This window comes from Cupriavidus sp. 05T313 (genome assembly GCF_056396665.1).
The window spans coordinates 1-23,536 of the sequence record NZ_JBFTLX010000031.1 but is presented as its reverse complement, the minus strand read 5'-3'; the positions used below and the strand labels follow the sequence as shown (position 1 = coordinate 23,536).

18 protein-coding genes are annotated in these 23,536 nt (G+C 67.4%); 11 read left to right on the top strand and 7 right to left on the bottom strand.

From position 1 onward, the window contains the following. Window positions 1-74 precede the first annotated feature (74 nt). The 3 genes from AC1DKD_RS10105 to araD all read right to left on the bottom strand — a co-directional run bounded on the left by AC1DKD_RS10105 (window position 75) and on the right by araD (window position 3,666). On the bottom strand, window positions 75-1,079 hold the full coding sequence (locus AC1DKD_RS10105) for a Bug family tripartite tricarboxylate transporter substrate binding protein (protein WP_441625808.1): 1,005 nt from the start codon (window positions 1,077-1,079) through the stop codon (window positions 75-77). 85 nt (window positions 1,080-1,164) lie between these two features. Further along, window positions 1,165-1,893, bottom strand: a complete 729-nt coding sequence (locus tag AC1DKD_RS10100) for a ribonuclease activity regulator RraA (protein WP_441625806.1) — start codon at window positions 1,891-1,893, stop codon at window positions 1,165-1,167. Window positions 1,894-1,926: 33 nt separating this feature from the next. After that, the gene (gene araD, locus AC1DKD_RS10095) at window positions 1,927-3,666 is read right to left on the bottom strand and encodes an L-arabinonate dehydratase (protein WP_441625804.1); all 1,740 of its coding nucleotides are present in this window, start codon (window positions 3,664-3,666) and stop codon (window positions 1,927-1,929) included. A 195-nt stretch (window positions 3,667-3,861) separates the two neighbouring features. Between araD and AC1DKD_RS10090 the strand changes: the two genes are divergently transcribed. Then, window positions 3,862-4,563 carry a GntR family transcriptional regulator gene (locus AC1DKD_RS10090; RefSeq protein WP_441625802.1) on the top strand — a complete coding sequence of 234 codons (702 nt, stop codon included), beginning with the start codon at window positions 3,862-3,864 and terminating at the stop codon, window positions 4,561-4,563. A 68-nt stretch (window positions 4,564-4,631) separates the two neighbouring features. On the opposite strand, the gene AC1DKD_RS10085 is transcribed toward AC1DKD_RS10090, so the two are convergent. The 3 genes from AC1DKD_RS10085 to AC1DKD_RS10075 form a co-directional block, all read right to left on the bottom strand. Next, window positions 4,632-5,705, bottom strand: a complete 1,074-nt coding sequence (locus AC1DKD_RS10085) for an alpha/beta fold hydrolase (RefSeq protein ID WP_441625800.1) — start codon at window positions 5,703-5,705, stop codon at window positions 4,632-4,634. Between the two features lie 278 nt (window positions 5,706-5,983). Next, entirely contained in the window at window positions 5,984-6,529 is a 546-nt protein-coding gene (locus AC1DKD_RS10080; RefSeq protein ID WP_477143237.1) for a copper resistance protein CopQ, read from the bottom strand. 191 nt (window positions 6,530-6,720) lie between these two features. Next, a complete protein-coding gene (locus tag AC1DKD_RS10075) occupies window positions 6,721-7,137 on the bottom strand; it encodes a hypothetical protein (RefSeq protein WP_441625796.1) in 417 nt (138 codons plus the stop codon). Between the two features lie 633 nt (window positions 7,138-7,770). Here AC1DKD_RS10075 and AC1DKD_RS10070 point away from each other — a divergent pair. The 9 genes from AC1DKD_RS10070 (at window position 7,771) to AC1DKD_RS10030 (ending at window position 17,436) form a co-directional block, all read left to right on the top strand. After that, window positions 7,771-8,988, top strand: a complete 1,218-nt coding sequence (locus AC1DKD_RS10070) for a CaiB/BaiF CoA transferase family protein (protein ID WP_441625794.1) — start codon at window positions 7,771-7,773, stop codon at window positions 8,986-8,988. 15 nt (window positions 8,989-9,003) lie between these two features. After that, window positions 9,004-10,836 (top strand): acyclic terpene utilization AtuA family protein, encoded by a 1,833-nt coding sequence (locus AC1DKD_RS10065; protein ID WP_441625792.1) that lies wholly within the window; start codon window positions 9,004-9,006, stop codon window positions 10,834-10,836. Then, window positions 10,833-11,660, top strand: coding sequence for a GntR family transcriptional regulator (locus AC1DKD_RS10060; protein WP_477143236.1), 828 nt, complete (start codon window positions 10,833-10,835; stop codon window positions 11,658-11,660). The genes AC1DKD_RS10065 and AC1DKD_RS10060 overlap by 4 nt, the downstream gene beginning before the upstream one ends. Before the next feature lie 75 nt (window positions 11,661-11,735). Next, window positions 11,736-12,728, top strand: coding sequence for a Bug family tripartite tricarboxylate transporter substrate binding protein (locus AC1DKD_RS10055; RefSeq protein ID WP_441625788.1), 993 nt, complete (start codon window positions 11,736-11,738; stop codon window positions 12,726-12,728). A gap of 165 nt (window positions 12,729-12,893) precedes the next feature. Beyond that, entirely contained in the window at window positions 12,894-13,580 is a 687-nt protein-coding gene (locus AC1DKD_RS10050) for a hydrolase (RefSeq protein ID WP_477143235.1), read from the top strand. A 231-nt stretch (window positions 13,581-13,811) separates the two neighbouring features. Then, a complete protein-coding gene (locus AC1DKD_RS10045) occupies window positions 13,812-14,633 on the top strand; it encodes an alpha/beta fold hydrolase (protein ID WP_441630469.1) in 822 nt (273 codons plus the stop codon). Window positions 14,634-14,724: 91 nt separating this feature from the next. Further along, on the top strand, window positions 14,725-16,590 hold the full coding sequence (locus tag AC1DKD_RS10040) for an amidohydrolase (protein WP_477103640.1): 1,866 nt from the start codon (window positions 14,725-14,727) through the stop codon (window positions 16,588-16,590). Window positions 16,591-16,606: 16 nt separating this feature from the next. Then, on the top strand, window positions 16,607-17,047 hold the full coding sequence (locus AC1DKD_RS10035; protein WP_441630385.1) for a DoxX family protein: 441 nt from the start codon (window positions 16,607-16,609) through the stop codon (window positions 17,045-17,047). A gap of 92 nt (window positions 17,048-17,139) precedes the next feature. Then, complete coding sequence (locus AC1DKD_RS10030; RefSeq protein WP_477111557.1) at window positions 17,140-17,436, top strand: XapX domain-containing protein; 297 nt, start codon at window positions 17,140-17,142, stop codon at window positions 17,434-17,436. Window positions 17,437-17,697: 261 nt separating this feature from the next. Here the strand turns inward: AC1DKD_RS10030 and AC1DKD_RS10025 are convergent, their stop codons facing one another. Further along, on the bottom strand, window positions 17,698-20,382 hold the full coding sequence (locus tag AC1DKD_RS10025) for a winged helix-turn-helix domain-containing protein (protein WP_477111558.1): 2,685 nt from the start codon (window positions 20,380-20,382) through the stop codon (window positions 17,698-17,700). 358 nt (window positions 20,383-20,740) lie between these two features. Here AC1DKD_RS10025 and AC1DKD_RS10020 point away from each other — a divergent pair. Continuing rightward, window positions 20,741-23,536: winged helix-turn-helix domain-containing protein (locus tag AC1DKD_RS10020; protein WP_477143234.1), on the top strand; the 2,796-nt coding region annotated here is incomplete at its 3' end.

Below are 23,536 nucleotides of genomic sequence, written 5' to 3'. Positions count from 1 at the left end.
TGGTTTTGTTCAGTGAGTAGTTCCCGGCGCTAACGTGATCAACTACGCAATCGATTACGCAATCGATTACGCGATCAATTCGCCGTTGCGCCCGACTTCTTCACCAGCTCCGCCCAGCGCGGAATCTCCTTGCCCATGAAGGCCGCCAGTTCGGCAGGGCTGCTGCCCACCACTTCCATGCCAAGCTGCTGCGTCATCCGTTGCTGCACGGCGGGCTGCTTCAGCGCGCGCACCACTTCGGCGTTCAGCCGCTGCACCACGTCCTTCGGCGTGCCGCGCGGCGCGTAGAGAGCCTGCCACGACACCATTTCAAAGCCCGGCACGCCGGCCTCCGCCATGGTCGGCACATCGGGGGCCAGCGCCGAGCGCTTGGGCGAGGTCACGGCCAGCGCGCGCAGCTTGCCGGCCTTGATCATCGCGTCGCCCGCCGTCAGCTGATCGAAGAGAAAGGGGACGAGGCCGGCAGCCACGTCCTGTATCGCCTGCGGGCTGCCTTTGTAGGGCACGTGGGTCATCGGCACCTTGATCATGTCGGCGAACAGCTCGCCGGCCAGGTGGGTCGAGGTACCCGCGCCGGAAGATGCGAAGCTCAGGCCCGGATGCTGCTTCGCATAGGCGATCAGTTCCTTCACGTTATGGATCGGCAGCTTGGCATCGACCATCAGCACATTTGGCACGTAGGCGATCAGGCAGACCGGCTCGAAATCCTTCACCGGGTCGTAGGTGAGGTTCTTGTACAGGCTGGCATTGATGGCATGCGTGCTGATGGTGCCGCCGAACAGCGTGTAGCCATCCGCCTTCGCGCGCGCAACGTAGCCCGCGCCCACCGCGCCGGCCGCGCCGGGGCGGTTCTCGACCACGACCGGCTGGCCCAGCGACTTCGAGATTTCCTGCCCGATGGTGCGGGCGACGATGTCGGTCGAGCCTCCCGCCGCGAACGGCACTACCCAGGTGACCGGGCGCGACGGCCATTTGTCCTGGGCGTGGGCGCCCGCGCCGAAGAGCCCGATGGCGCCGGCGGTAGCCAGCATGCCGAGGGCGGCAACGTGGCGCAGCGCGCCTCGCTTACTGTGATTCATCTTGTCTCCATCCGTGGCGGCCTCGCCCCGCGGTTCGGGGCCGGCTGTCTCATGTGCTGGTTTGCGCTGCGCGCAAGGTGAGTGCTCAGCGGCCCGTGGCCTGCCGCCATGCGGCGAAGTCCAGCCGGCTTTGCTCCTGGGTCGGCGGATACAAGCCGATGATCGAGCGGCCCTTCATCACTTCCTCCGTGACGAAGTCCTCGAAGGCGGTCATCTCCACGGCTTCCGCCGCGATGTCTTCGGCCAGGTGCCGCGGGATGACGATCACGCCTTCCGCATCGCCAACCACCACGTCGCCGGGGAACACCGCGACGTCGCCGCAGCCGATCGGCCCGTTGATCTCGATCGCCTGGTGCAGCGTCAGGTTGGTGGGGGCGGAAGGGCGGTGGTGATAGGCCGGCATGGCGAGCCGGGCAATCTCCGGCGAATCGCGAAAGCCGCCGTCGGTGACGATGCCGGCCGCGCCGCGCTGCATCAGGCGGGTGATCAGGATCGAGCCGGCGGAGGCGGCGCGCGCGTCCTTGCGGCTGTCGATCACCAGCACCGCGCCCGGCGGGCATTGTTCTACCGCTTGCCGCTGCGGGTGGTTCGGGTCCTGGAACACCGTGATCGGGTTCAGGTCTTCCCGCGCCGGGATATAGCGCAGCGTAAAGGCCTCGCCGACCATATTGCCGCGCTCGGGATTGAGCGGATGCACGTCCTGGATGAACTGGTTGCGCAGGCCGCGCTTGAACAGCGCGGTGCACAGGGTGGCCGTGCTGACGGTCTTGAGCTGGTCGATGATTGGCTGGCTGAGCTTGCTGGCTTGGGTCATGGCGGGTCCGGAGTCGGTGAGCGGATTCGGTGATCAGTAGATGCTGGGCTCGCCCGTGGGCGCGCCGAAGTCGGTTTGCAGGAAGTCGAAGTCGCAGCCGTCGTTGGCCTGCCGGATGTGCTGGGAGAACATCCAGCCATAGCCACGCCCGAAGCGCGGTGGCGGCGGCGTCCATGCGGCCTTGCGGCGAGCCAGTTCCTCGTCGGACACTTCCAGGTGGATGCTGCGGCGGTCGATGTCGACCGAGATCATGTCGCCGGTGCGCACCAGCGCGAACGGGCCGCCGATATAGGACTCGGGCGAGACATGCAGGATGCAGGCGCCGTAGCTGGTGCCGCTCATGCGCGCATCCGACATGCGCAGCATGTCCCGCACGCCTTGTTTCACCAGTTTCTTGGGGATGGGCAGCATGCCCCATTCCGGCATGCCGGGGCCGCCTTGCGGGCCGGCGTTGCGCAGGATCAGGATGTGGTCGGCGGTGACGTCGAGGTCGTCGCGCTCCACCGCTTCCTTCATCGACGGATAGTCGTCGAACACCAGCGCAGGGCCAGTGTGTTTGAAGAAGCGTTTCTCGCAGGCGCTGGGCTTGATCACGCAGCCGTCCGGCGCGATATTGCCCTTGAGCACGGCCAGCGCGCCTTCCTGGTAGAGCGCGTTTTCCGGGGTGCGGATCACGTCGTCGTTGTAGACCTCCGCGCCCGCGATGTTCTCGCCCAGGGTGCGGCCGGTGACGGTCATGGCATCCAGGTGGAGTTTGTCGCCGATGCGGTTCATCAGCGCCGGCAGGCCGCCCGCGTAGAAGAAATCCTCCATCAGATACTTGTCGCCGCTGGGCCGGATATTGGCGATCACCGGCACGCGCCGGCTGGCCGCGTCGAARTCTCCCAGCCCGATGTCGTGCCCGGCGCGGCGCGCCATCGCGATCACGTGGATGATGGCGTTGGTGGAGCAGCCCATCGCCATGGCCACCGCAATCGCGTTCTCAAAAGAGGCGCGTGTCTGGATCCGTTGCGGGGTGAGGTCCTCCCACACCATGTCCACGATGCGCCGTCCGGCTTCGGAGCACATGCGGATGTGATTGGCGTCGGCGGCCGGGATGGACGAGGCGCCCGGCAGCGTCATGCCAATGGCCTCGGCAATCGCCGTCATGGTGCTGGCGGTGCCCATCGTCATGCAAGTGCCGTGGCTGCGGGCGATGCCGCCCTCGATGCCGATCCACTCGGTCTTGCTGATATTGCCGGCGCGGCGCTCGTCCCAGAATTTCCAGGCGTCCGAACCGGAGCCCAGCACGTTGCCCTTCCAGTTGCCGCGCAGCATCGGGCCGGCCGGCACATAGATGGCCGGCACGCCCGCGCTCGACGCCCCCATCAGCAAGCCGGGCGTGGTCTTGTCGCAGCCGCCCATCAGGACCGCGCCGTCGATGGGATGGGAGCGGATCAGCTCCTCCGCCTCCATCGCCAGCATGTTCCGGTACAGCATGGTGGTCGGCTTGACCGCGCTCTCCGACAGGGAGATGGCGGGCAACTCGATGGGGAAGCCGCCGGCCTGCAGGATGCCGCGCTTGACGTCGTCGACGCGCTGCTTGAAATGGGAGTGGCAGGGGTTGATGTCGGACCACGTGTTGATGATCGCGATGATCGGGCGGTCCAGCCATTCGTCGGGCGAGTAGCCCATCTGCATGATGCGCGAGCGGTGCCCGGAGGAGCGCAGGTCGTCGGGAGCAAACCAGCGCGCGCTGCGCAGCGTTTCGGGCGTCTTCTTTCGGGACGTCATTGTCTCTTCCATGGGTGTTGTCATCGGGATCGCCCTCCCTTGGAGGTACGACAACTGATCTCATGTGAGCCATTAAAGCACTAATATATTAGTGTGTCAAACGGGAAAACTTTCTATTAGAATGCCTGCAGGGGACGCGAAGCAGCGTCCTTATGCGCGATAAGGCGCATCAATGTCCTGAAACCAGACCACCAGATGGAAGCCACCCTGTCCCCTCCCCAGATGCATTTCCAGTTCGACCGCACCCGGCACGCCGCGCCGCAGGTGTTCGAGCATATGCGGGACATGATCATCTCGATGACGCTGACCCCCGGCACGGTGCTGTCGCGTACCGAGCTGGCCGCGCAATACGGCATCAGCCAGACGCCGGTGCGCGATGCACTGATGCGGCTGAGCGAGGAAGGGCTGGTCGATATCTTCCCGCAGCACGCCACCGTGGTCAGCCCCATCAGTGTTGCCCTGGCGCAGCAAGCGCATTTCCTGCGGCGTTCGGTGGAAGTGGAAATCGTGCGCACCCTGGCGCAAGAACCCGACCCGGCGCTGGTCGAGCGGCTGCGCCTGAGCGTGGCACGGCAGCAGGCGATGCTCGCGGCGCAGGATTTCGCCGAGTTCTCCCTGTTCGACCAGGCTTTCCACCGCCAGATGTACGAAGCCGCGCGGGTGCCGGACCTGTGGATGCTGGTGCGCCGCCAGAGCGGCCACCTGGATCGGCTGCGCCGCTTGCACCTGCCGATCGCCGGCAAGGCGAACGCCGTGGTGGCGGATCACACCGCCATTGTCGATGCGATCGCCAGGGGCGACGCCGACGAGGCACAGGCCAGCCTGCGCCGGCACCTGTCCGGCACGCTCGCCAATCTTGACGAGATCCGTGCACGCTTCGGCAGCTATCTCGAGTAGATCGGTTTGCCGGATCGCCATGCCGGAACGCATGGCTCGCGCATCCGCATAACCCGCCGGAGGCCACGCTATGCGCCTAGCTGGCCAAAGCCCGACGTGCGGGCCAGCACGATCGCCTGCGCGCGATTTTCCACTTCAAGCTTGGAGAACACACTGGTGATGTGGTTGCGCACCGTCTTCTCGCTCAGGCCAAGATGCGCCGCGATCTGCGCATTGTCGCGGCCTTGCGCGATCAGCTCCACGATGTCCCGCTCGCGCCGGGTCAGCACGGTGAAGACAAGGTCCGCGCTGGGCGGGGTAGCGGGCAGGAACGCATGCACCTCGTCGAGCCAGCGTTGCCATGCCGGCTCGGTTTCCAGCAGCAGGTGGTTATCGCTTTCGAGCGGGACGAAGTGCGCGCCGGGAATCAGGCTGGCAATCAGCCGGCCCTCGTCGAAGGGCACGCGCGCATCGCGCACGGCGTGCAGCACCAGGGTGGGGCAGGATACCTGGCTTAGTTGGGACACCACATCGATTTCATTGAAGATGCGCATAAAGCGCGCCGCGTTGGCGGGCGAGGTCGACACGCGCTCCAGTTCGTTGAACCAGCGATGCTGCTCGGCGCTGCCGCCGGGGATGAACTGCGTCGTGAAGAACTGGCGGAAGGCGGGGTTCTCCTGGCCCCAGCCGATCTCGGCGAGCCGGTTCATCAGCTCGGCCTCTTCCCGCAGGCGAAGGTCGAGCGCCCGCTTGAGCCTGCCGCGCGCATAGCCGCCATGCAGGATCAGGTGGCTGACCCGCCCGGGATGCGCCACCGCGTAGGCGACCGCGATCGATGCGCCTTGCGAGATGCCCAGCAGCGGGAAGTGATCGACGCCGGTGGCTTCGACAATGGTCTCCAGGTCCTGCAGCCAAGCGTCGAAAGACAACTCGACATCGCGGTCGGACAAGCCGCAGCCGCGCTCGTCATAGCGCACCAGCGTGTGGCAATGCGATAGTTCGTTGAGAAGGTGGCTCCACACAGGGCTCTCGACATCGAACTCCAGGTGGCTCATCCAGTTCGCCGCCTTGACCAGCGGCGGTCCCTGGCCGCTGATGGCGTAAGCGAGGCGCACGCCATCCGGGCTGGTGCAAAGGCGAATCTGTTGCTTGCGCGTGGGCATGGGCGTTCACGCGGGCGGGAGTAGCCGGCGCGACAGGCCAAAGCACGGCTGCCGCGTACGGTGCACCGCGTGCTTCACCTAGCTTAGCAAAGGAAATCCTGCGTGAAGGTACCGTGGGTACCGTGTTTGCCGGCAGGTGCCGGGCACGCCTTTTCCACCGGTGGTGTCATGCGCAGCTTGATGCCTTGGGGCTTTGGGGGCCACGCATGACGTCCACTCCTTGTTGCGAGCCGGCCTTGTCGCCAGCGCTTATCTCGGGCTATGGCGATGGTGCGCCGTCATGCCGTGCCCATGGGTTGCAGGGCGGACAGGCATTCCGTGCCGCTAGCATACGGATCGGCCTGGCCGGTGCGCGCACCGTCGCTGAATGCGTCGCGCGGACCGCTGCGCCCGCCATCGGAGTAGGGGTCGCGAGGCCCGCTGCGCATGCCGTCCTGGTAGGGATCGAAGGGGCGGGACGCGCACRCTGAAAATCCCTGGCGGCCGAGCGTTGCCAGGGGAGTGCCCCCGGCTTGTCCGGAGCGTGCCCCGTCGGTGAAGGCGTCTCGCTGGCCCATGCGCGCCCCGTCGGTGAAGGCGTCTCGCTGGCCCATGCGTGCCCCGTCGGTGAAGGCGTCTCGCTGGCCCATGCGCGCCCCGTCGGTAAAGGCGTCTCGCTGGCTGGTGTGCGCGGGTGCGGTGCCCGGAGCCAGGTCACGCACGCCCGCGTTGGCCTGGGCTGTGGTGAGAAGGCCGGCAGCCAACGCGGCACCGGTGAGCAGGGTCTTGGCAAGATACATATGCATATCGGTCTCCATCAGGCGTGCCGGTCCTGGCGTTGCCATATCCGGCAAGTCCTTCCTATGGGCAATCTCCTCGGTGGCACCTGGCTGCACGTGACCGCCCTGACCGTGCAACGGCGATATGCGCGAGGTGAACCGGCAGCCATCCCATCCCTGGCTCGGCGCGCTGCGCATGACAGATTCCCATGTTCCTTTCCGCTTTCCTTTTGCCTCCTCGCTTGTCCCGGGCAGCCTCAGTGCAGRCAGGCCAGGAGCAGGACAAGCCGCTGCGCGTACCCCGTGCCGATGCCGGGCAACGCATCCGCGCGTGCCTTGACGTCGTGCCACAGGGCCTGCGCGGCCAGGGGCCACGGCGCCGGCTCCACCGCTGCCTGCCCGCGCAGGGAACGCGCCAGCGACAGCGCCCGGCCCAGGTCCCGAACCGGCATGTCATGGTCGCGGACCACCCGGCTCGCCGCCGCGAGCAGCGTGTCCCACGTGCCGGCCTCGCAGTACAGCGCATAGAACACCAGGACAGTTCCGCCAAGCACGAGCGATGCGGCGGCCGCGCCATCTGCCGTCAGGCCGCCCGGCAGGCGCACAGACAGCCGGGCGTGCGCCGTGCAGTGGGTGTATGGCCGGTGGGCGTCCCGAAACCGCAAGTGATCCATGACTCCGACTCCTCCTTCAACGGCATCGCACGGTGCGGCGGTGCAAGCGTAAGGCGAGCAGGTATTGTCGGCCGCGGATCGTGCGCAAACCATGAGGCGAGAGTCCCGGTCAGGGTCCAAAGGGGCCGGGCGCGGTCCCGGAGGCCGGGGCAGGAGTCCCGGGCGCGCGCGCGAGGGAGAGCGGAAGCGAAAAAGAAGGGAAGAAAAGCGGAAAAAAGGAAGCGTGAATGTTCTACCGTCGAACACCGCAAGGGTGGGTGCCGGCGTCGCAGCCACGAATATGCCACAAATTCTTCAAGTTGCTGAAACATTAGGCAGTCCGAACGGATTGGCGGCAGCATGCCGGTTAGCGGGAAGCGAACCCCCTGTTATCCACAGTATTTGTGGATAACACGACCCAAAAAAAGGCGGGTTCCAGCACAGGGCTGATTGTGTTGTCAAGCATCTAGAGGCTTTCCTCGGTTGGCTGCCCTGGGTGCCTTTGCGTCAATGATCGGGCGGCATTGCATGGCATCCATCGGGCCGCCGTTGCGGTCGCCGTCATGGTCGGCGCACCCACTTCGTCCTTGTCCGGTCCATTGTCTTACCCTATAGTTCTATTAATAGAACTAATACGGCAGCTTGGAGGAGACGATGGCAATGACGGCAGGCGCCCTGTCCGGGGTCAAGGTGGTGGACATCACGGCGGTTTTCATGGGCCCCTCGGCCACCCAGATGCTGGGCGACCTGGGCGCCGATGTGATCAAGGTGGAGCCGCCCGAGGGCGATGTCACGCGCGGCATCGGGCCTTGCGGCGACGAGAAGATGGGGCCGCTCTACCTGGGCCTGAACCGCAACAAGCGCGGCATCGTGCTGGACCTGAAATCGGCGGACGGGCGTGAAGCCTTGCTGCGGTTGGTGAAGGACGCCGATGTGCTGGCCTATAACGTCCGGCCGCAGGCCATGCAGCGGCTGGGGCTGGACTATGAAACCCTGTCGGCGCTGAATCCGCGCCTGGTCTATGTCGGCATGTTCGGCTTTTCGCAACGCGGGCGCTACGCGCCGCAGGCCGCCTTCGACGACCTGATCCAGGCCGCCAGCGGCTTGCCGCAGGCGGTGGCGATGGGCAGCGGCGACATCCCGCGCTATCTCCCGATCACCATCGCCGACCGCTCGGTGGGCCTCTACGCCTTCGGGGTGATCTGCGCCGCGCTCTATGCGCAGGCTCGCACGGGCAAGGGCCAGCGCGTGGATGTACCGATGTTCGAGACCATGGTGCCCTATGTGCTGGGCGACCACCTGTACGGCGAGACTTTCGTGCCGGCCAGGGGCGGCTTCGGCTATCCGCGCCTGTTGTCGCCGGAGCGGCGGCCGTACCGGACGCGCGACGGCCATGTGTGCTGCCTGATCTACCACGACCATCACTGGCGCACCTTCCTCAAGGCGATCGGCAAGGCGGAGTTGTTCGAAGCCGATCCCCGTTTCGCCAGTATCACCACGCGCACGGCGCACATCACCGAGCTCTACGCGATGGTCAGCGACGAGATGGTGAAACGGACTACGGAGGAGTGGCGCGCGTTGCTAAAGGAAGCCGATATCCCGGTGTTCCCCATGCACACGTTCGAGACGCTGCTCGACGATCCGCATCTGCGCGATATCGGCTTCTTCCGCGAGACGGACCACCCCGGCGTCGGCCGCATCCGGGAGATGGCGGTGCCGAGCGAGTGGTCGGGCACGCCGCCTGTCAACCAGCGCCACGCGCCGGGGCTGGGGGAGCATAGCCGCGAGGTGTTGCGCGAGGCCGGCTATGACGATGCGGAGATCGACAGGATGATGGCTGCGGGTGCGACGCGCGGACCGGTGAAGGCATAGGTGGAGACAGAGAGCATGCGTGCAAACGTGAACGTAAAAGACGACAGCAGCGCCAGGACGGTCCGCATCGGCGGCGCCTCCGGCTTCTGGGGCGACAGCAGCGTGGGCGCACCGCAACTGGTGCGCCAGGGCGGGATCGATTACCTGGTGTTCGACTATCTCGCCGAACTCACCATGTCGGTTCTCGCGGCAGCGCGCCTGCGCAAGCCGGAACTCGGCTACGCCACCGATTTCGTGACGGTGACGATGAAAAGCCTGCTCGGGGAAATCGTCGACCGCAATATCCGCGTGGTCAGCAACGCCGGCGGCATCAACCCGCAAGGCTGCGCGCAGGCGCTGGCCGCCATCGCCGCCGAGCAAGGCATCGCCGTGCGCATAGCGGTGGTGGAGGGGGACGATGTCATGCCGCTGCTGCCAGCTTTGCGCGAAGCCGGCGTGCAGGACATGGATGCGCAAAATGGCAGGCCCCTGCCGGAGAAACTGCTGAGCGCCAACGCCTATCTCGGCGCGCTGCCGATCCGGCAGGCGCTGGACCAGGGCGCGCAGATCGTCATTACCGGCCGCTGCGTCGACAGCGCGGTCACGCTCGGCGTGTTGATGCACGAGTTCGGCTGGCGGGCGGACGACTACGGCCATCTCGCGCAGGGCAGCCTGGCCGGCCATATCATCGAGTGCGGCTGCCAGGCCACCGGCGGGCTGCATACCGATTGGGAGAGCGTGCCGGACTGGCCCAACATCGGCTATCCGGTCGTGGAATGCCGCGCCGACGGCAGCTTCCTCGTTGGCAAGCCGCCCGGCACCGGCGGGCTGGTCAGCACCGCCACGGTCGGTGAGCAGATCCTCTATGAAATCGGCGACCCCGCCGCTTACCTGTTGCCCGACGTGACCTGCGATTTCACGCAGGTCACGCTGGCGCAGGCCGGTCCCGGCCTGGTGGAAGTGCGCGGCGCGCGTGGCCGCGCCCCCACCGGTACCTACAAAGTGTCGGCAACCTATGCCGACGGGTTTCGCTGCAATGCGCAGCTCACCATCGTCGGGTTCGACGCGGTGGCCAAGGCCGAGCGTACCGCGCAGGCCATCCTCGCGCGCACGCGCCGGCTGTTTGCCGAACACGGCTGGGCCGACTACACCCGCACGCATATCGACGTGCTGGGCGCGGAGTCCTGTTTCGGCCCGCACGCGCAGACGCGCCACACCCGCGAGGCGATCATGCGGCTGGCGGTCATGCATCCCGAGAAGGCCGCCCTGGAACTGTTCGCCCGCGAGATATCGGCTGCGGGAACGAGCTGGTCTCCGGGCACCACCGGGTCCGGCAGTGGCCGGCCCAGCCCGTCGCCGTCGATCCGGCAGTACGCCTTCCTGCTCGACAAGGACGCGCTGGCGCCCACGGTGCTGATGGACGGGGAGCGCACGCCAGTGGCGATGCCGCCGGCGCGAGCGCGCGCGGCAGGGGACGCCGCGCTGCCACCGCGCTCCACGGCGTCCGAATCCGCGCCCGGCCATCCCGGCGGCGACCTCGTCGAAGTCCCGCTGATCCGCCTTGCCTATGGCCGCAGCGGCGACAAGGGCGATATCTCCAACATCGGCCTGATCGCCCGCCGGCCGGAGTACCTGCCGCTGCTGCGCGCCGAGGTGACCACGGCGCGCGTGGCGCAGTGGCTCGGCCACCTGGTGAAGGGCCCGGTCACGCGCTACGACCTGCCGGGCATCGACGCGATCAACCTGGTCTGCGAAGCGGCGCTCGACGGCGGTGGCATGGCTTCGCTGCGCAACGACCCGCTGGGCAAGGGTATGGCGCAGATCCTGCTGGCAATGCCCGTGCGGGTGCCAAGAGGCCTGCTGCCATGAGCGAGGCGAAGCGTACCGCTGCCACCTCACTCACGGATGCCGGGCCGCAAGCGCTGCCCGAAGACGGCACCGGCGGGGTGGCGCGCTATCGGCAACTGGCCAGCGTGCTGCGCCACCGGATCGCGTCCGGCGAATGGCCGGTCGGGCACCAGTTGCCAACGGTCGAGCGGCTGGCGCAGACCTACGGCATCGCCCGCGTCACGGTCAGGCAAGCCTTTGCAGTGCTGGCCGAGGAAGGCCTGGTCAGCAGCCAGCGGGGGCGCGGCACGCATGTGACCGCCTTGCCGCCGGGCCCGAGCGAAGGCATGCGGTCGGTGATCAACGACGAACTCGTCGGCGGCAGCGAACTGGAAATCCGCATCCTGGACAAGCGCAAGGATGTCAGCCTGCCGCCCGGATTGCCCACGCGCGGCGAACCGCTGGACCGCTATGTTCGCCTGCGCAAGCTTCACCTGCACGATGGCGAGCCGTTCTGCCTGATCGAGCTATACGTGGCGGCATCCGTCTTCAGCCAGTTCCCGCGCGGCAGCGAGAAGCATCGCAAGATCGCCAGCCTGCTGCGCGAGGCGGTGGGAGAGCGGCTGGGCATGATGCACCAGACCATGACGGTGGAGCCCGCCGACTACGCGCTGGCGCGCGACCTTGCGTATGGATTCGCCGCGCCCATCGCCAAGATTGTCCGCACCACGCTCGATGTCGACGGCAAGGTGCTGACGGCGGGATGCTTCTGGTATCGCGGCGATCGCTTCATCCTCGACGTGGAATTGCCGGCCCACCTGACCGCGCGCTACCCGGCGCTGGYGGTGCCGGATAGCCGTAGCTGAGGCGCTTTTCATTTCGGGCCAGCCACCCGTGATTCTTACCATCCGACAGATGCCGAAGGCACATGAGGAGACAACATGACTCACCCATTCAAACGGCGGGCGATCGCCCGGTTGCTGCCAATGCTGGTGCTGGCCGCGGGTCCTGCAACCCCGGCGCGTGCGGCGGACGCCGGCGATTATCCCGCCAAGCCAGTGCGCGTGGTCGTCCCGTTCCCGGCCGGAAGCGGCACCGACAGCAGCGCACGCTTCGTGGCCGAAGCCGTTACGGGCCAGACCAGCAAATCCGTCGTGGTGGATAACCGGCCCGGCGCCAACGGCTTTATCGCGGCCCAGGCCGTCGCCACGGCGCCCGCCGATGGCTACACCATGCTCGTGACCACCAACACCACGCACGCGGCAAACGCTTCCCTGTTCAAGAAGCTGCCCTACGATCCGATCAAGGATTTCGCGCCGGTCTCGCTGATCGCCCGCAGCGGACTGGTGCTGGTGGTGCCGCCCGACAGCCCTGTGCACACGGTGGCGGACCTGACCGCGCTGGCCAGGGCAAAGCCGGGCAAGCTCACCTTCGCCAGCGGCAGTTCCTCCACCCGCATCGCCAGCGAGCTATACAAGATGATGGCCGGCGTACAGGCGCTGCACGTGCCGTACAAGGGCGTACCCGTGGCGCTGACGGACTTGATGGGGCATCAGGTCGATTTCATGATCTCCGACATATCGCCCGCGATGACGTTGATCCAGAGCGGAAAGCTGCGTGCCGTCGCCGTGACCACAACGCAGCGCCATCCCGTGCTGAAGGACGTGCCGACCATGGCGGAGAGCGGCCTACCCGGATATGAAATGGTGGCGTGGTCGGCGGCATTCTTTCCTGCCGCGACCCCGAAGCCGGTGGTGGAACGCATGAATCAGATGGTGCGCAAGGGGCTTACCGATTCCAGGGCCGCCGAGTATTTCAGCCGCACAGGTGGCGAGCCTGCACCCACCACGCCGGATGAACTTGCAGCCTTCGTCCGCAGCGAGACGCAGAAATGGGCGAAGGTGATCAAGGCGGCGGGCATTGAGCCGGAGTGACGCGGCGCACGCCAATTATTCATCAATAAAATTGAACAACTTATCCTGCCAATTCAGCACATCGACCCTCTTCGCTCACTTAAAGTTCAACCCATGGACGGCGCAACACCGCAAAGCGCGACGTTCTAAATAATTCAACCATGTGGACTAGAAAGGGAAGAGATCATGACCAACGCCAAGCTCGAAGTGCTGACCCCGCAGAACAGCCAACTGATCTTCATCGACCACCAGCCGCAGATGGCCTTCGGCGTGCAGTCGATGGACCGCCAGGCGATGAAGAACAATGCCGTTGGGCTGGCCAAGGCCGCCAGGATCTTCAACATCCCCACCACCATCACCACCGTGGAGAGCGARTCGTTCTCGGGCTTCACCTACCCCGAGCTGCTGGAYGTRTTCCCCAACCAGAAGACGCTGGARCGCACCTCGATGAACTCGTGGGACGACCAGAAGGTGCGCGACGCGCTGGCCGCCAACGGCCGCAAGAARRTCRTCGTCGCSGGCCTGTGGACCGARGTCTGCAACACCACYTTCGCGCTGTGCGCGATGCTCGAAGGCGACTATGAGATCTACATGGTGGCCGACGCCTCSGGCGGCACCAGCAAGGAAGCGCACGACTACGCCATGCAGCGCATGGTGCAGGCCGGCGTGGTGCCGGTGACCTGGCAGCAGGTGCTGCTCGAATGGCAGCGCGACTGGGCCCACCGCGACACCTACGAYGCCGTGATGAAGCTGGTCAAGGAACACTCSGGCGCCTACGGCATGGGYGTGGACTAYGCCTACACCATGGTGCACAAGGCCGAGCAGCGCACCGCCACGCCGCACGAATCCATCGCCCCGGTGCCGGCCCGCTGAACGCGGCCAAGGCCACGGACCAACCACCCATACACCTCGGTCAGACATCGCATGAGCGCGCAATCCAATACGCAGGACACGGCCCGGAGCCCGTCGCGGCGCAAACTGCTGGTATCCGGCGCGGGTACGGTCGGCGCGGCCGCCGTCGCGGCGCTGGGCAGCACCGCCGCGGTCGCCACCGGCAAGCCGCAGGCCCACGCCGCGTCCCACCACACGCCAGGAGCACACAGCATGGACACCATCACCACCAAGGACGGCACCCAGATCTATTACAAAGACTGGGGCGCGGGCCGCCCGGTCGTGTTCTCGCACGGGTGGCCGCTCAATGCGGACGCCTGGGACGCGCAAATGCTGTTCCTGGTGCAGCACGGCTTCCGCGTGATTGCCCACGACCGCCGTGGCCATGGCCGCTCCGGCCAGCCCGCCAAGGGCAACGACATGAATACCTACGCCGACGACCTGGCCGCGCTGATCGAAGCGCTGGACCTCAAGGGCGCGGCGCTGGTCGGCCACTCCACCGGCGGTGGCGAGGTGGCCCACTACATCGGCCGCCACGGCACCAAACGCGTGTCCAAAGCGGTGCTGATCGGCGCGGTGCCCCCCGTCATGGTGAAGTCCGCGTCCAACCCCGGCGGCCTGCCGATGGACGTGTTCGACGGCATCCGCAAGGGCGTGACGGAGAACCGCTCGCAGTTCTACAAGGACCTGGCGATGCCGTTCTTCGGCTTCAACCGTCCCGGCGCCAAGGTCTCGCAAGGCACCATCGACGCGTTCTGGGCACAGGGCATGACCGGCGGCATCCTCGGCCAGTACCTGTGCATCAAGGAGTTCTCGGAAGTCGACTACACCGAGGACCTGAAGAAGTTCGACGTGCCGACCCTGATCCTGCATGGCGACGGCGACCAGATCGTGCCGATCGACGACTCGGCCAAGCTGAGCGCCAAGCTCGTCAAGAACGCCACGCTGAAGATCTATCCGGGCGCGTCGCACGGCATGTGCGTGATCAACGCCGACCAGGTCAACGCCGACCTGCTGGCCTTCCTGTCCGCCTGACCGGATGCCGTCCCGCGCCCCGATGCCGGGCCGGGACGGCCTGGCTTGCCCTTACCCCTGTCACTGACCCGCCGCCAGCCGGAGTTTCGCCATGACCGCATCCAGCACGCCCGACCTTATCCTCGTCAACGGCAAGTTCGCCACGCTCGACCGCGCCAATCCGCAGGCCGAAGCCGTCGCCATCAGCGACGGCAAGTTCGTCGCCGTCGGCACCCGCGCTGAGATCATGCAACTGGCCGGCAACACCACGCAGGTGGTCGATCTGCAAGGACGCCGCGCCATTCCCGGGCTGATCGACAGCCATATGCACATCATCCGCGGCGGCCTGAACTACAACATGGAACTGCGCTGGGACGGCGTGCGCTCGCTGTCCGACGCCATGCGCATGCTCAAGGACCAGGTGGCGCGCACGCCYGCGCCGCAATGGGTGCGCGTGGTCGGCGGTTTCACCGAGCACCAGTTCGCCGAGAAGCGCCTGCCGACCATCGAGGAGCTGAACGCGGCCGCGCCCGACACGCCCGTATTCATCCTGCACCTTTACGACCGCGCCATCCTCAACGGCGCGGCGCTGCGCGCCGTGGGCTATACCAGGGACACGCCGAATCCGCCGGGCGGGGAGATCGTGCACGACAAGGCCGGCAACCCCACCGGCCTGCTGCTGGCCAAGCCCAACGCCACCATCCTGTACGCCACGCTGGCCAAGGGCCCCAAGCTGCCGCCCGAGTATCAGAAGAACTCCACCCGCCATTTCATGCGCGAGGTCAACCGCCTGGGCGTGACCGGGGTGATCGACGCCGGCGGCGGCTACCAGAACTACCCCGAGGACTACAACATCATCGAGGCGTTGCACAAGGAAGGGCAGCTTACGGTGCGCCTGGCCTACAACCTGTTCACGCAGAAGCCCAAGGACGAGCTGAGCGACTTCAGCGGCTGGTCCAGGCAGATCAAGCCGGGCCAGGGCGACGACCTGTACCGCCACAACGGTGCCGGCGAGATGCTGGTCTACAGTGCTGCCGACTTCGAGGACTTCCGCGTCGAGCGGCCCGACATGCCGCCGTCCATGGAAGGCGACCTCGAACCGGTGATCCGCCTGCTGGCCGAGAACCGCTGGCCCTGGCGCCTGCATGCGACCTACAACGAGACCATCTCGCGCGCGCTGGACGTCTACGAGAAGGTGGCCAGGGATGTGCCCTTCGACGGCCTGCACTGGTTCTTCGACCACGCCGAGACGATCACCGACCGCAACATCGACCGCATCGCCGCGCTGGGCGGCGGCATCGCCGTGCAGCACCGCATGGCCTACCAGGGCGAGTATTTCGTCGAGCGCTATGGCGCGCGCGCGGCCGAGGCCACGCCGCCGATCAAGCGCATGCTGGAGCGCGGCGTCAAGGTCGGCGCCGGCACCGATGCCACGCGCGTGGCCTCGTACAACCCGTGGGTCTCGCTGTACTGGCTGACCACCGGCAAGACGGTGGGCGGGCTGTCGATGTATCCGCAGGCCAACCTGCTGGACCGCGATACCGCGCTGCGGCTGTGGACCGAGGCCAATACGTGGTTCTCCTCCGAGGAGGGCAAGAAGGGCCAGATCAAGGCCGGGCAGCTCGCCGACCTCGCTGTGCTGTCCGCCGACTACTTCGGCGTGCCCGGGGACGAGATCCAGGACATCACCTCGGTGATGACCGTGCTGGGCGGCAAGGTGGTGTACGGCGACGGCGACTTCGACAAGCTCGCGCCGGCGCTGCCGCCCGCGATGCCGGACTGGTCGCCGGTGCGCCGTGGGGGTGGCTACCAGCCGCGCCCGCAGGCGAAGGCGCTCGCGCTGAACACCGCGTGCGGCTGCGCCAGCGCCTGCGGCGTGCACGGCCACGGCCATGCCAGCGCCTGGACCGCGAGCGTGCCGGCCGCGGATGAGAGCACCTTCTGGGGTGCGCTCGGCTGCTCGTGCTGGGCCTTCTGAAGCAGGGAGACCCGACATGAACCGCCCCGCTTCCGCATTGACCCCGGCGGCCAGCGCCACGCGGCTGCCGTCCTGGCTGCGCTGGCTCGCGCTGCTGGCGCTGTGCGCCGCCTACCTGCAGGGTGGCCTGGTCAAAGCCATGGACTTCGCCGGCGCCATCGGCGAGATGCAGCACTTCGGCCTCGCGCCGGCGGTGCCGCTGGCTGCCGCGGTGATCGTGCTGGAGCTGGGGGCGTCGCTGATGATCCTGTCGGGCTTCTACCGCTGGCTCGGCGCGCTGGCGCTGGCCGTTTTCACGCTGATGGCCACCTTCCTCGCCAACCGTTTCTGGGCGGCGCCGCCGGCCGAGCAGTTCATGCTGGCCAACGCCTTCTTCGAGCATATCGGACTGGTCGGCGGCTTCGTGCTGGTGGCGTGGGAGGACCTGAACCGGCGCGCCGCCGCGCGCACGGCATGAAGCGCGACGGCCGCCTCCACTTGCCTGTGCTGCCTGACATGGCCGGGCCGGCGACCCACACTGAACACTGAACACTGAATACTGGAAACGCGGTGAAGCTCTATCTCATTTCGCTAGGCGCCGGCATCCTGGTCGGCATCATCTACGCCATGCTGCAGGTCCGCTCGCCGGGGCCGCCCGTGGTCGCGCTGATCGGGCTACTGGGCATGCTGATCGGCGAGCAGGTGGTGCCGCCGATCAAGCGCATGCTGGCGGGCGCGCCCGTTACCGCCGCCTGGTTCCACTCCGAATGCGTACCCAAGATCACCGGTGTGCCTGCGCCGACGACATTGACCGCAGCCCGCGAGGACGCGCGGCCAGCGCCGAACAATGCCTCGGAGTCGCACTAAGGCGCTTGCTACTGCTACTGCTACTGCTACTGCTACTGCTACTGCTACTGCTACTGCTACTGCTACTGCTACTGCTATTGCTATTGCTACGGCTGCGGCACCGGCACTGCGGCCCGCCCCGGAGACTCGGCCCGGATGCAGCCGCCATGCGCCTCCCAGGCGCCGTCGGCGATGACATCGGCCGCCTGGTTGAACTAGTCGACCGCATCGAACAGGGTGCTGCTGGCATCGCGCGCGCGAGCTATCGCACTGGCAGCCCCGTCAGCCAGCCCCCGTCTGCTGCCCCTGCGTGCGCGCGGCCACGATGGCATCGTAGCGCCGCGAAACGCCAAGCTTGGCGAATATCTGCCTGAGATTCCACTTGACCGTCAACTCGCTGATATTCAACGCCAGCGCGATTCTCTTGTTCGACATCGACTGCTCGAGCAGCCCCAATATCTCCCGCTCCCGCCTGGTCAGGCCCGACAACGCCGTCAGGCCATCCTGCGGCGCCGCCGCGACAGTGCGATCGGGCCCGGCGGCGGGCATGGCAAGCGGCATCCCCCGCAGGCCGGCAAGGTAGTCCTCCTGCGCACTGTCCCTGCGCCGCGGCAGGCAGCCCAGCAGGACGCGAACGCCCTTGCCTTCGTCCAGCAGCGTGCGCACCAGGCCAAGCCGGTAAGCCGTGGCCACTGCCGGCTCCATGCATGCCATCACTTCGTCGCGCCGCCCGAGCGCATCCAGCGCCAGCGCCTGCAGCAGATCGGTGGTGACCATCAGCCCCTCCCTGCCCAGTGCCGTGGCCGTGGCGCGGACGTCGTCCAGCGCCAGCAGCGCACCTTGCGCTTCGCCCATGTCCAGGAGGAGCCTGGCACGCGACAGCGCTGCGATCGCCACGATCTCGGCCGCGCGCGGTTCCGCGCCCGTCTGGTCATGCGCCAGGCCGTCGAGCGTGGCCTGCAGCGACTGCGCGTGCCGCCAGTCCCCGCCGGCAAGCACGATCCGCTGCCGTTCCGCCACCATATGCGCCATCCCGCGCCAGATGCCACGGCTGCGGAAATGCGCTTCCATATCGGTCAGGAATGCCATGGCCTCGTGCGGCAGCCCGCCAAGCATTTGCAGGCGCGCATGGCACAGCGCGGCGCGCAGCGCCACATCGGGCGACGATAGCTTGAACATGTCGAGGCGATCCGCCAGCACCTGCCGTGCTTCCTCGGTCTTGTCGCGTTCGTACAGGACCACGGCCACCGTTGCCGCGCAGCAGCAGGCACTGACCGAGCGGCGGCCATGGTGGCGTTCCGCCTCTGCGAGCGCGTCCTTGCCCATGCGCTCGGCTTGCAGCGCATTGCCCTCCAGCAGGATTGCGCTGGCGGCGCTTGCCCTGGCCATCAGCGCCAGCTCGCCCGTGCCGGTGCGCATCGCGCTTGCGGCGGCGGAGCCCAGGATATCCCGCGCCTGCGCGTGGCGGCCGCGCGCGGTCAGACTGCGCACGGTCAGGCCAAGCCTGATGTGCTCCAGCGCCGGATGGCCCAGCGCGACGTTTTCCAGCGTTGCCAGGGTGCCGTCCAGCAGCGCCACTTCGTCGCGCTGCATGGCGATCACGGCGCGCAGCAGCCTGCCATGCCGCGACCCGCCGGCGCCAGCCCTGACGGCTTCCAGGGCGCTCAGCCATTGCTCGGCTTCGACGGGCCGCGCCGTCACCGCGCTCGCCCAGGCGGCGAGCAGCAGCAGGCGCGGATGCGCCGCCAGCCGGGCGGGAGGCACCATTTCGGCCCACTGCCGGAAGGCCCGCAACTGGCTCACGCTGGGCAAGGCCGGCATCGAACACTCGATCAGGCGGACAACGGCATCGAAATCCTCGCTCAGCAAGGCATGCGGAATCGCCTCGGCAAAGCGCCCTTGCTGCACGAACCATCCGGTGGCGCGCCGGTGCAGGCCAGCCACGTCCTGCTGGCCGCATGCCAGGCGCTGGCTCAGGAATGCCGCGAACATGGGATGAAAGCGGTACCAGCGGGCCTGGTCGTCCTCCTGCGCGGGCAACAGGAACAGGCCGCGCGCGTCGACAGCGGCGAGCAGCGCGTCCGCATGCTCCGAGCCCGTGACATGGGCGGCCAGCGCCGCATTGAAGCGCGGCAGCACCGACAAGCCTTGCATGAAGTTGAGCAACTCCGCTGGCAACCCGGCCACGACGTCTTCCGACAAGTAGGCGTGCAGGCTATCCGCATCGGGCGCCAGCGCGCGCAGGCGCACCGGATTGCGCTGCCCCGCCTTCAACGAGGCCGCCATCAGTTGCAACCCGATCGGCCAGCCGGCACAAAGCGCATGGAGCCGCGTGGCGGCGTCCAGGCCCACGCGCGCATCGAGATGCGCCTGCAGGAAGGCAAGCGTTTCCCGGAAGGAAAATGCCAGGTCCGCGCCGCCGACTTCACCTAGCTCCCCCACTGCGCGCAGACGGCCCAGCAATAGGGCTGGTGCCTCGCGCGATGCCATGACGACGTGGAGGTTGGGCAACCGTGCCTCAAGGATGGCCTGTAGCAAGGCACGGCTGGCGGGATGGCTGGTCCGGTCGGACTCGTCGATCATCAGGTACAGCTCTTCGCGCGCGCCGGCCAGCGCCTGGATATAGCCGGCAGCCAGCGATTCCGGGGCCGCCAGCGCATCGTCCTGCCATGGCGGCGCGAGCCGCGCATGCTGCAAGGCGGCACGCAGGCTGGCGCGGAACACCTCCGGCGCTTCATCTTCGGCGTCCAGCGAAAGCCACGCTACGCTGGCGCCCTCCCCGATCAGCTTCTGGCGCCACTGCGCCATCAGGATGGTCTTGCCGAAACCCGCGCCGGCAGTGATCAGCACCAGCTTGCGCTGGCGCGCGTCGTGCAGGCCGGCAAGCAGGTCTTCGCGCGGGATCGAGCGGCTGCCAAGGCGAGGCGGCGCCAGCTTGGTAGTGGGAGCAGGTTGATACCGTTCCATCGAAATTCGGCTCTCGGCAATGCGGGCCAGGCGGTGCGAAAAAAGGACCGCCGGCCTGTCYCGGTGGATATCGGGTGTCCGGACGTGGCGCGTGGGCGGGAGAACGCGCGCTTCGGGGATTGCGCGAAATATATACTAGCCATGCATGGCGCAAGCCCTGGTTTGGGGCCGCCCACCTGATCCGGGTGGCTGGGCGACTGCCCGAGCGAGGCAAGAGCGGGATGCATGCGGAGCACACGCCGCTCCGGCGCGCCGGCCGAATTGCGCCGGGCCGCCTGTACAATGCATCACCATTTCGATTGACATCGACGCTGGCCGGCATGGCCAGTGCTCGGAGACAAGAAGGCACCGGTCACCTATGCCGCAAAGCCCCTCCTCCCCCGGCGCTCGCCCGCCTGCCAGCGCGGCGCCGGAATCCACCAGCAATACAAAGCACCAGCCGCCACGCGACACGGTCAGGGTTCTGGCGCGCGAACGCGTGCTTGCGCAACTGACCGAGGCACGGCGCCGCCGCGCGATCGTGCTGCAAGGCCCGGCCGGCTGCGGGAAGACCGCCACGCTGCTGGCGTGGCGCCAGGCGCTGCTCGCACTAGGCTTCGATGTTGCCTGGCTGACCCTGTCAGCCGACGACAACGAACTGGCGCGCTGGCTCGATGCCCTGCTGGGCAGCCTGGCCCAGGTCGATACCGCGATGACACGCGAGGCGGCGTTGCTGGGCGGCCGCGGGATGGATGCGGAAGTCGTCGAGCGCACCGTGCTGGCGCTGGTGCAAGGCATCGCCAGCCATCCGCGCGACCTGGTGCTGGTGCTCGACGAACTGCACCATCTTGCCGACGCCCGCGTGCACGAGTCGCTGCAATGGCTGCTCGACTACGCGCCGCCTAACCTCCATATCGTGCTGGCGTCGCGCGGCAACGTACCGCTATCGCTCGGCCGCCTGCGGGACCAGGGGCTGGTGTTGGAACTGGACCAGCGCGACCTGCGCTTCACGCTGGCGGAATCCGGGCAATTCCTGAAGGCGCAACTCGGCGATATCAGCGCGCGCGACGCGCGCCAGCTGCACGAACTGACCGATGGCTGGGTAGCCGGGCTGCAGCTGTTTGCCACGCACTGGAAGCGGCGCCGGCAACACAGCGGCGCGCAGTCCGGCGCCGACAGTTTCGTGCGCGCCAATGTGCAGAATGCCGGCGCCTTCGCCGGCTATTTCGAACGTGAAGTGCTGGCGCGCCTGGCGCCCGCCGAGACGGAGTTGCTGGTGCGCGCGGCGGCATGCCAGCGCTTCAGCGCCTCGCTTTGCGTGGCGCTGAACGAGCAGGCGCAAAGCTCCGCCRATGTGGTCGCCCTGCTCGCCCGCCTCGACAACGACAACCTGTTCATCGCGCCCGTCGACGGGCCCGACCGGGAAACCTGGTATCGGCTGCATCCGCTGCTGCGCGAAACCCTGCTCCAGCGCTTCGGCGCGCGCAGCGAGGCACAGCAGCGCGCCGTGCATGCGGCCGCCTGGCACTGGTTCCGCGCGCACCGTTTGCTGGAAGAAGCCGTGCGCCATGCCGTGCTGGCGGGAGAAGCCGACGCGGCCGCGGATCTCGTGCAGCAATATGCCGGCACGCTCACCGCCCGGGGGGAGTTGCGCAAGCTGATCGGGCTGATGCGCCTGCTGCCGGCCGAGCAGATCGAGGCGCGCATCAAGCTGCGCCTGATGACCCTGCAGATGCAGATCTTCGCGCGCGACCTCGACGCCTGCGCGGTGAGCATCGAGCGCCTGCTCGCCGACATTCCCGAAACCGACCTGGTGGCCAGTTACCGGCTCACCATCCTGCGCTTCGGGCTGGCCGTGCAATGCGACGATACCGATGGCGCGCTGGCGCTGGTGCCCCGGCTAATGCAGGCGCCCGCCGACGCCGAACCGGTCACCCTCGGCGCGCGCAACAACCTGCTTTCGTGGCTGTACATGCACCTTGGCGAGTACGAGCGCGCGCGCCGCATCCAGGCCGAGGCGCCGCCGCTGCTGGCGGAAGGCGCGCCGCTGCTGGGCACCAGCGGCGGCAGCCTGAACGGACGCTGCATGGTCGGTTTCAGCTTCGCCCTGGAGGGCAAGATGATCCAGGTCGAGCGCATCTGCCGGGACATCCTGTTCGAGGCGGACAAGGCCGGCAGCGCCGCGGCCGAACCCGGCTACTTTGCCGCCGCGCTGCTTGGCGAAGTGCTCTACGAACAGAACGACATCGCGGGCGCGCGCCGGCTGCTGGAAGACCGCGTGGACGTGCTGGAACGCGTGTCGATTCCCGACTCGGTGCTGCGGGTGCTCCGAACGCTGTCGGCATCGCACTGGGCGGCCGGGCATCAGCTCGATGCGTTTGCCTACCTGGAGCGGCTGGAAGAGTACGCGGCGCAACGTGGCCTGGATCGCTTGCTGGCCCATAGCCTGGGGGACCAGGTCCAGCGCCATCTGTCTTGCGGCGATCCGGACGCCGCGCAGGCCGCGCTGGCGCGCCTGGAGGTCATCGATGCGCGTCACCCGCACGCACAGCCGAGCGCGCTCGATGAGATCCGGGTGGTGGCCGAACGCGCACGCATCCAGATGTGCCTTGCGCATGACGACCTTGCCGGGGCGGCGCAGCGCCTGGCGCCGCTGATCGCCCTGTGCGATGCGCGGGGCTGGCAGCGCCAGGTGGCGCAGTTGCAGTGGCAAAGCGCGGTGGTCGACTTCCGGCGCGGGCTGCCGGATGCCGCGCGCGACCAGATGCTGGCGGCCTTGCGCCGGGGGCACAGGCTTGGGCTGGTGCGCAGCCTGCTCGATGCGGATCCGGCGGGGCTTGACCTGGTCGGTGAGATCACACTGGGGCAGGCGGCGGACCCGTTGCTGGCTTTTTATGTCGAACGCCTGCGCTCCGCGCGGGAGGCGCTGGGGGGTGCCGTTCCGGACACGTCTCCTCTCTCCTCCGATGGGCAGCCGGCAAATGCCGCCGGCATGGAAGGGTTGAGCGAGCGTGAGGCCGATGTGGTGCGGTTGCTTGGGCAGGCGCTGCCCAACAAGAAAATCGCGCGGACGCTTGGGCTGTCGCCGGAGACTGTGAAGTGGCACTTGCGGAATGTTTTTCGCAAGCTTGGGGTTAGTAGTCGTGATGAGGCTGTGGCTCGGGTTCGGGATATG

Excerpts from the sequence above, each read along its gene's own strand:
- AC1DKD_RS10105 (WP_441625808.1), bottom strand. The coding sequence starts at position 1,079 with ATGAATCACAGTAAGCGAGGCGCGCTGCGCCACGTTGCCGCCCTCGGC.
- AC1DKD_RS10100 (WP_441625806.1), bottom strand. The coding sequence starts at position 1,893 with ATGACCCAAGCCAGCAAGCTCAGCCAGCCAATCATCGACCAGCTCAAG.
- AC1DKD_RS10090 (WP_441625802.1), top strand. The coding sequence starts at position 3,862 with ATGGAAGCCACCCTGTCCCCTCCCCAGATGCATTTCCAGTTCGACCGC.
- AC1DKD_RS10085 (WP_441625800.1), bottom strand. The coding sequence starts at position 5,705 with ATGCCCACGCGCAAGCAACAGATTCGCCTTTGCACCAGCCCGGATGGC.
- AC1DKD_RS10070 (WP_441625794.1), top strand. The coding sequence starts at position 7,771 with ATGGCAATGACGGCAGGCGCCCTGTCCGGGGTCAAGGTGGTGGACATC.
- AC1DKD_RS10065 (WP_441625792.1), top strand. The coding sequence starts at position 9,004 with ATGCGTGCAAACGTGAACGTAAAAGACGACAGCAGCGCCAGGACGGTC.
- AC1DKD_RS10055 (WP_441625788.1), top strand. The coding sequence starts at position 11,736 with ATGACTCACCCATTCAAACGGCGGGCGATCGCCCGGTTGCTGCCAATG.
- AC1DKD_RS10045 (WP_441630469.1), top strand. The coding sequence starts at position 13,812 with ATGGACACCATCACCACCAAGGACGGCACCCAGATCTATTACAAAGAC.
- AC1DKD_RS10035 (WP_441630385.1), top strand. The coding sequence starts at position 16,607 with ATGAACCGCCCCGCTTCCGCATTGACCCCGGCGGCCAGCGCCACGCGG.
- AC1DKD_RS10025 (WP_477111558.1), bottom strand. The coding sequence starts at position 20,382 with ATGGAACGGTATCAACCTGCTCCCACTACCAAGCTGGCGCCGCCTCGC.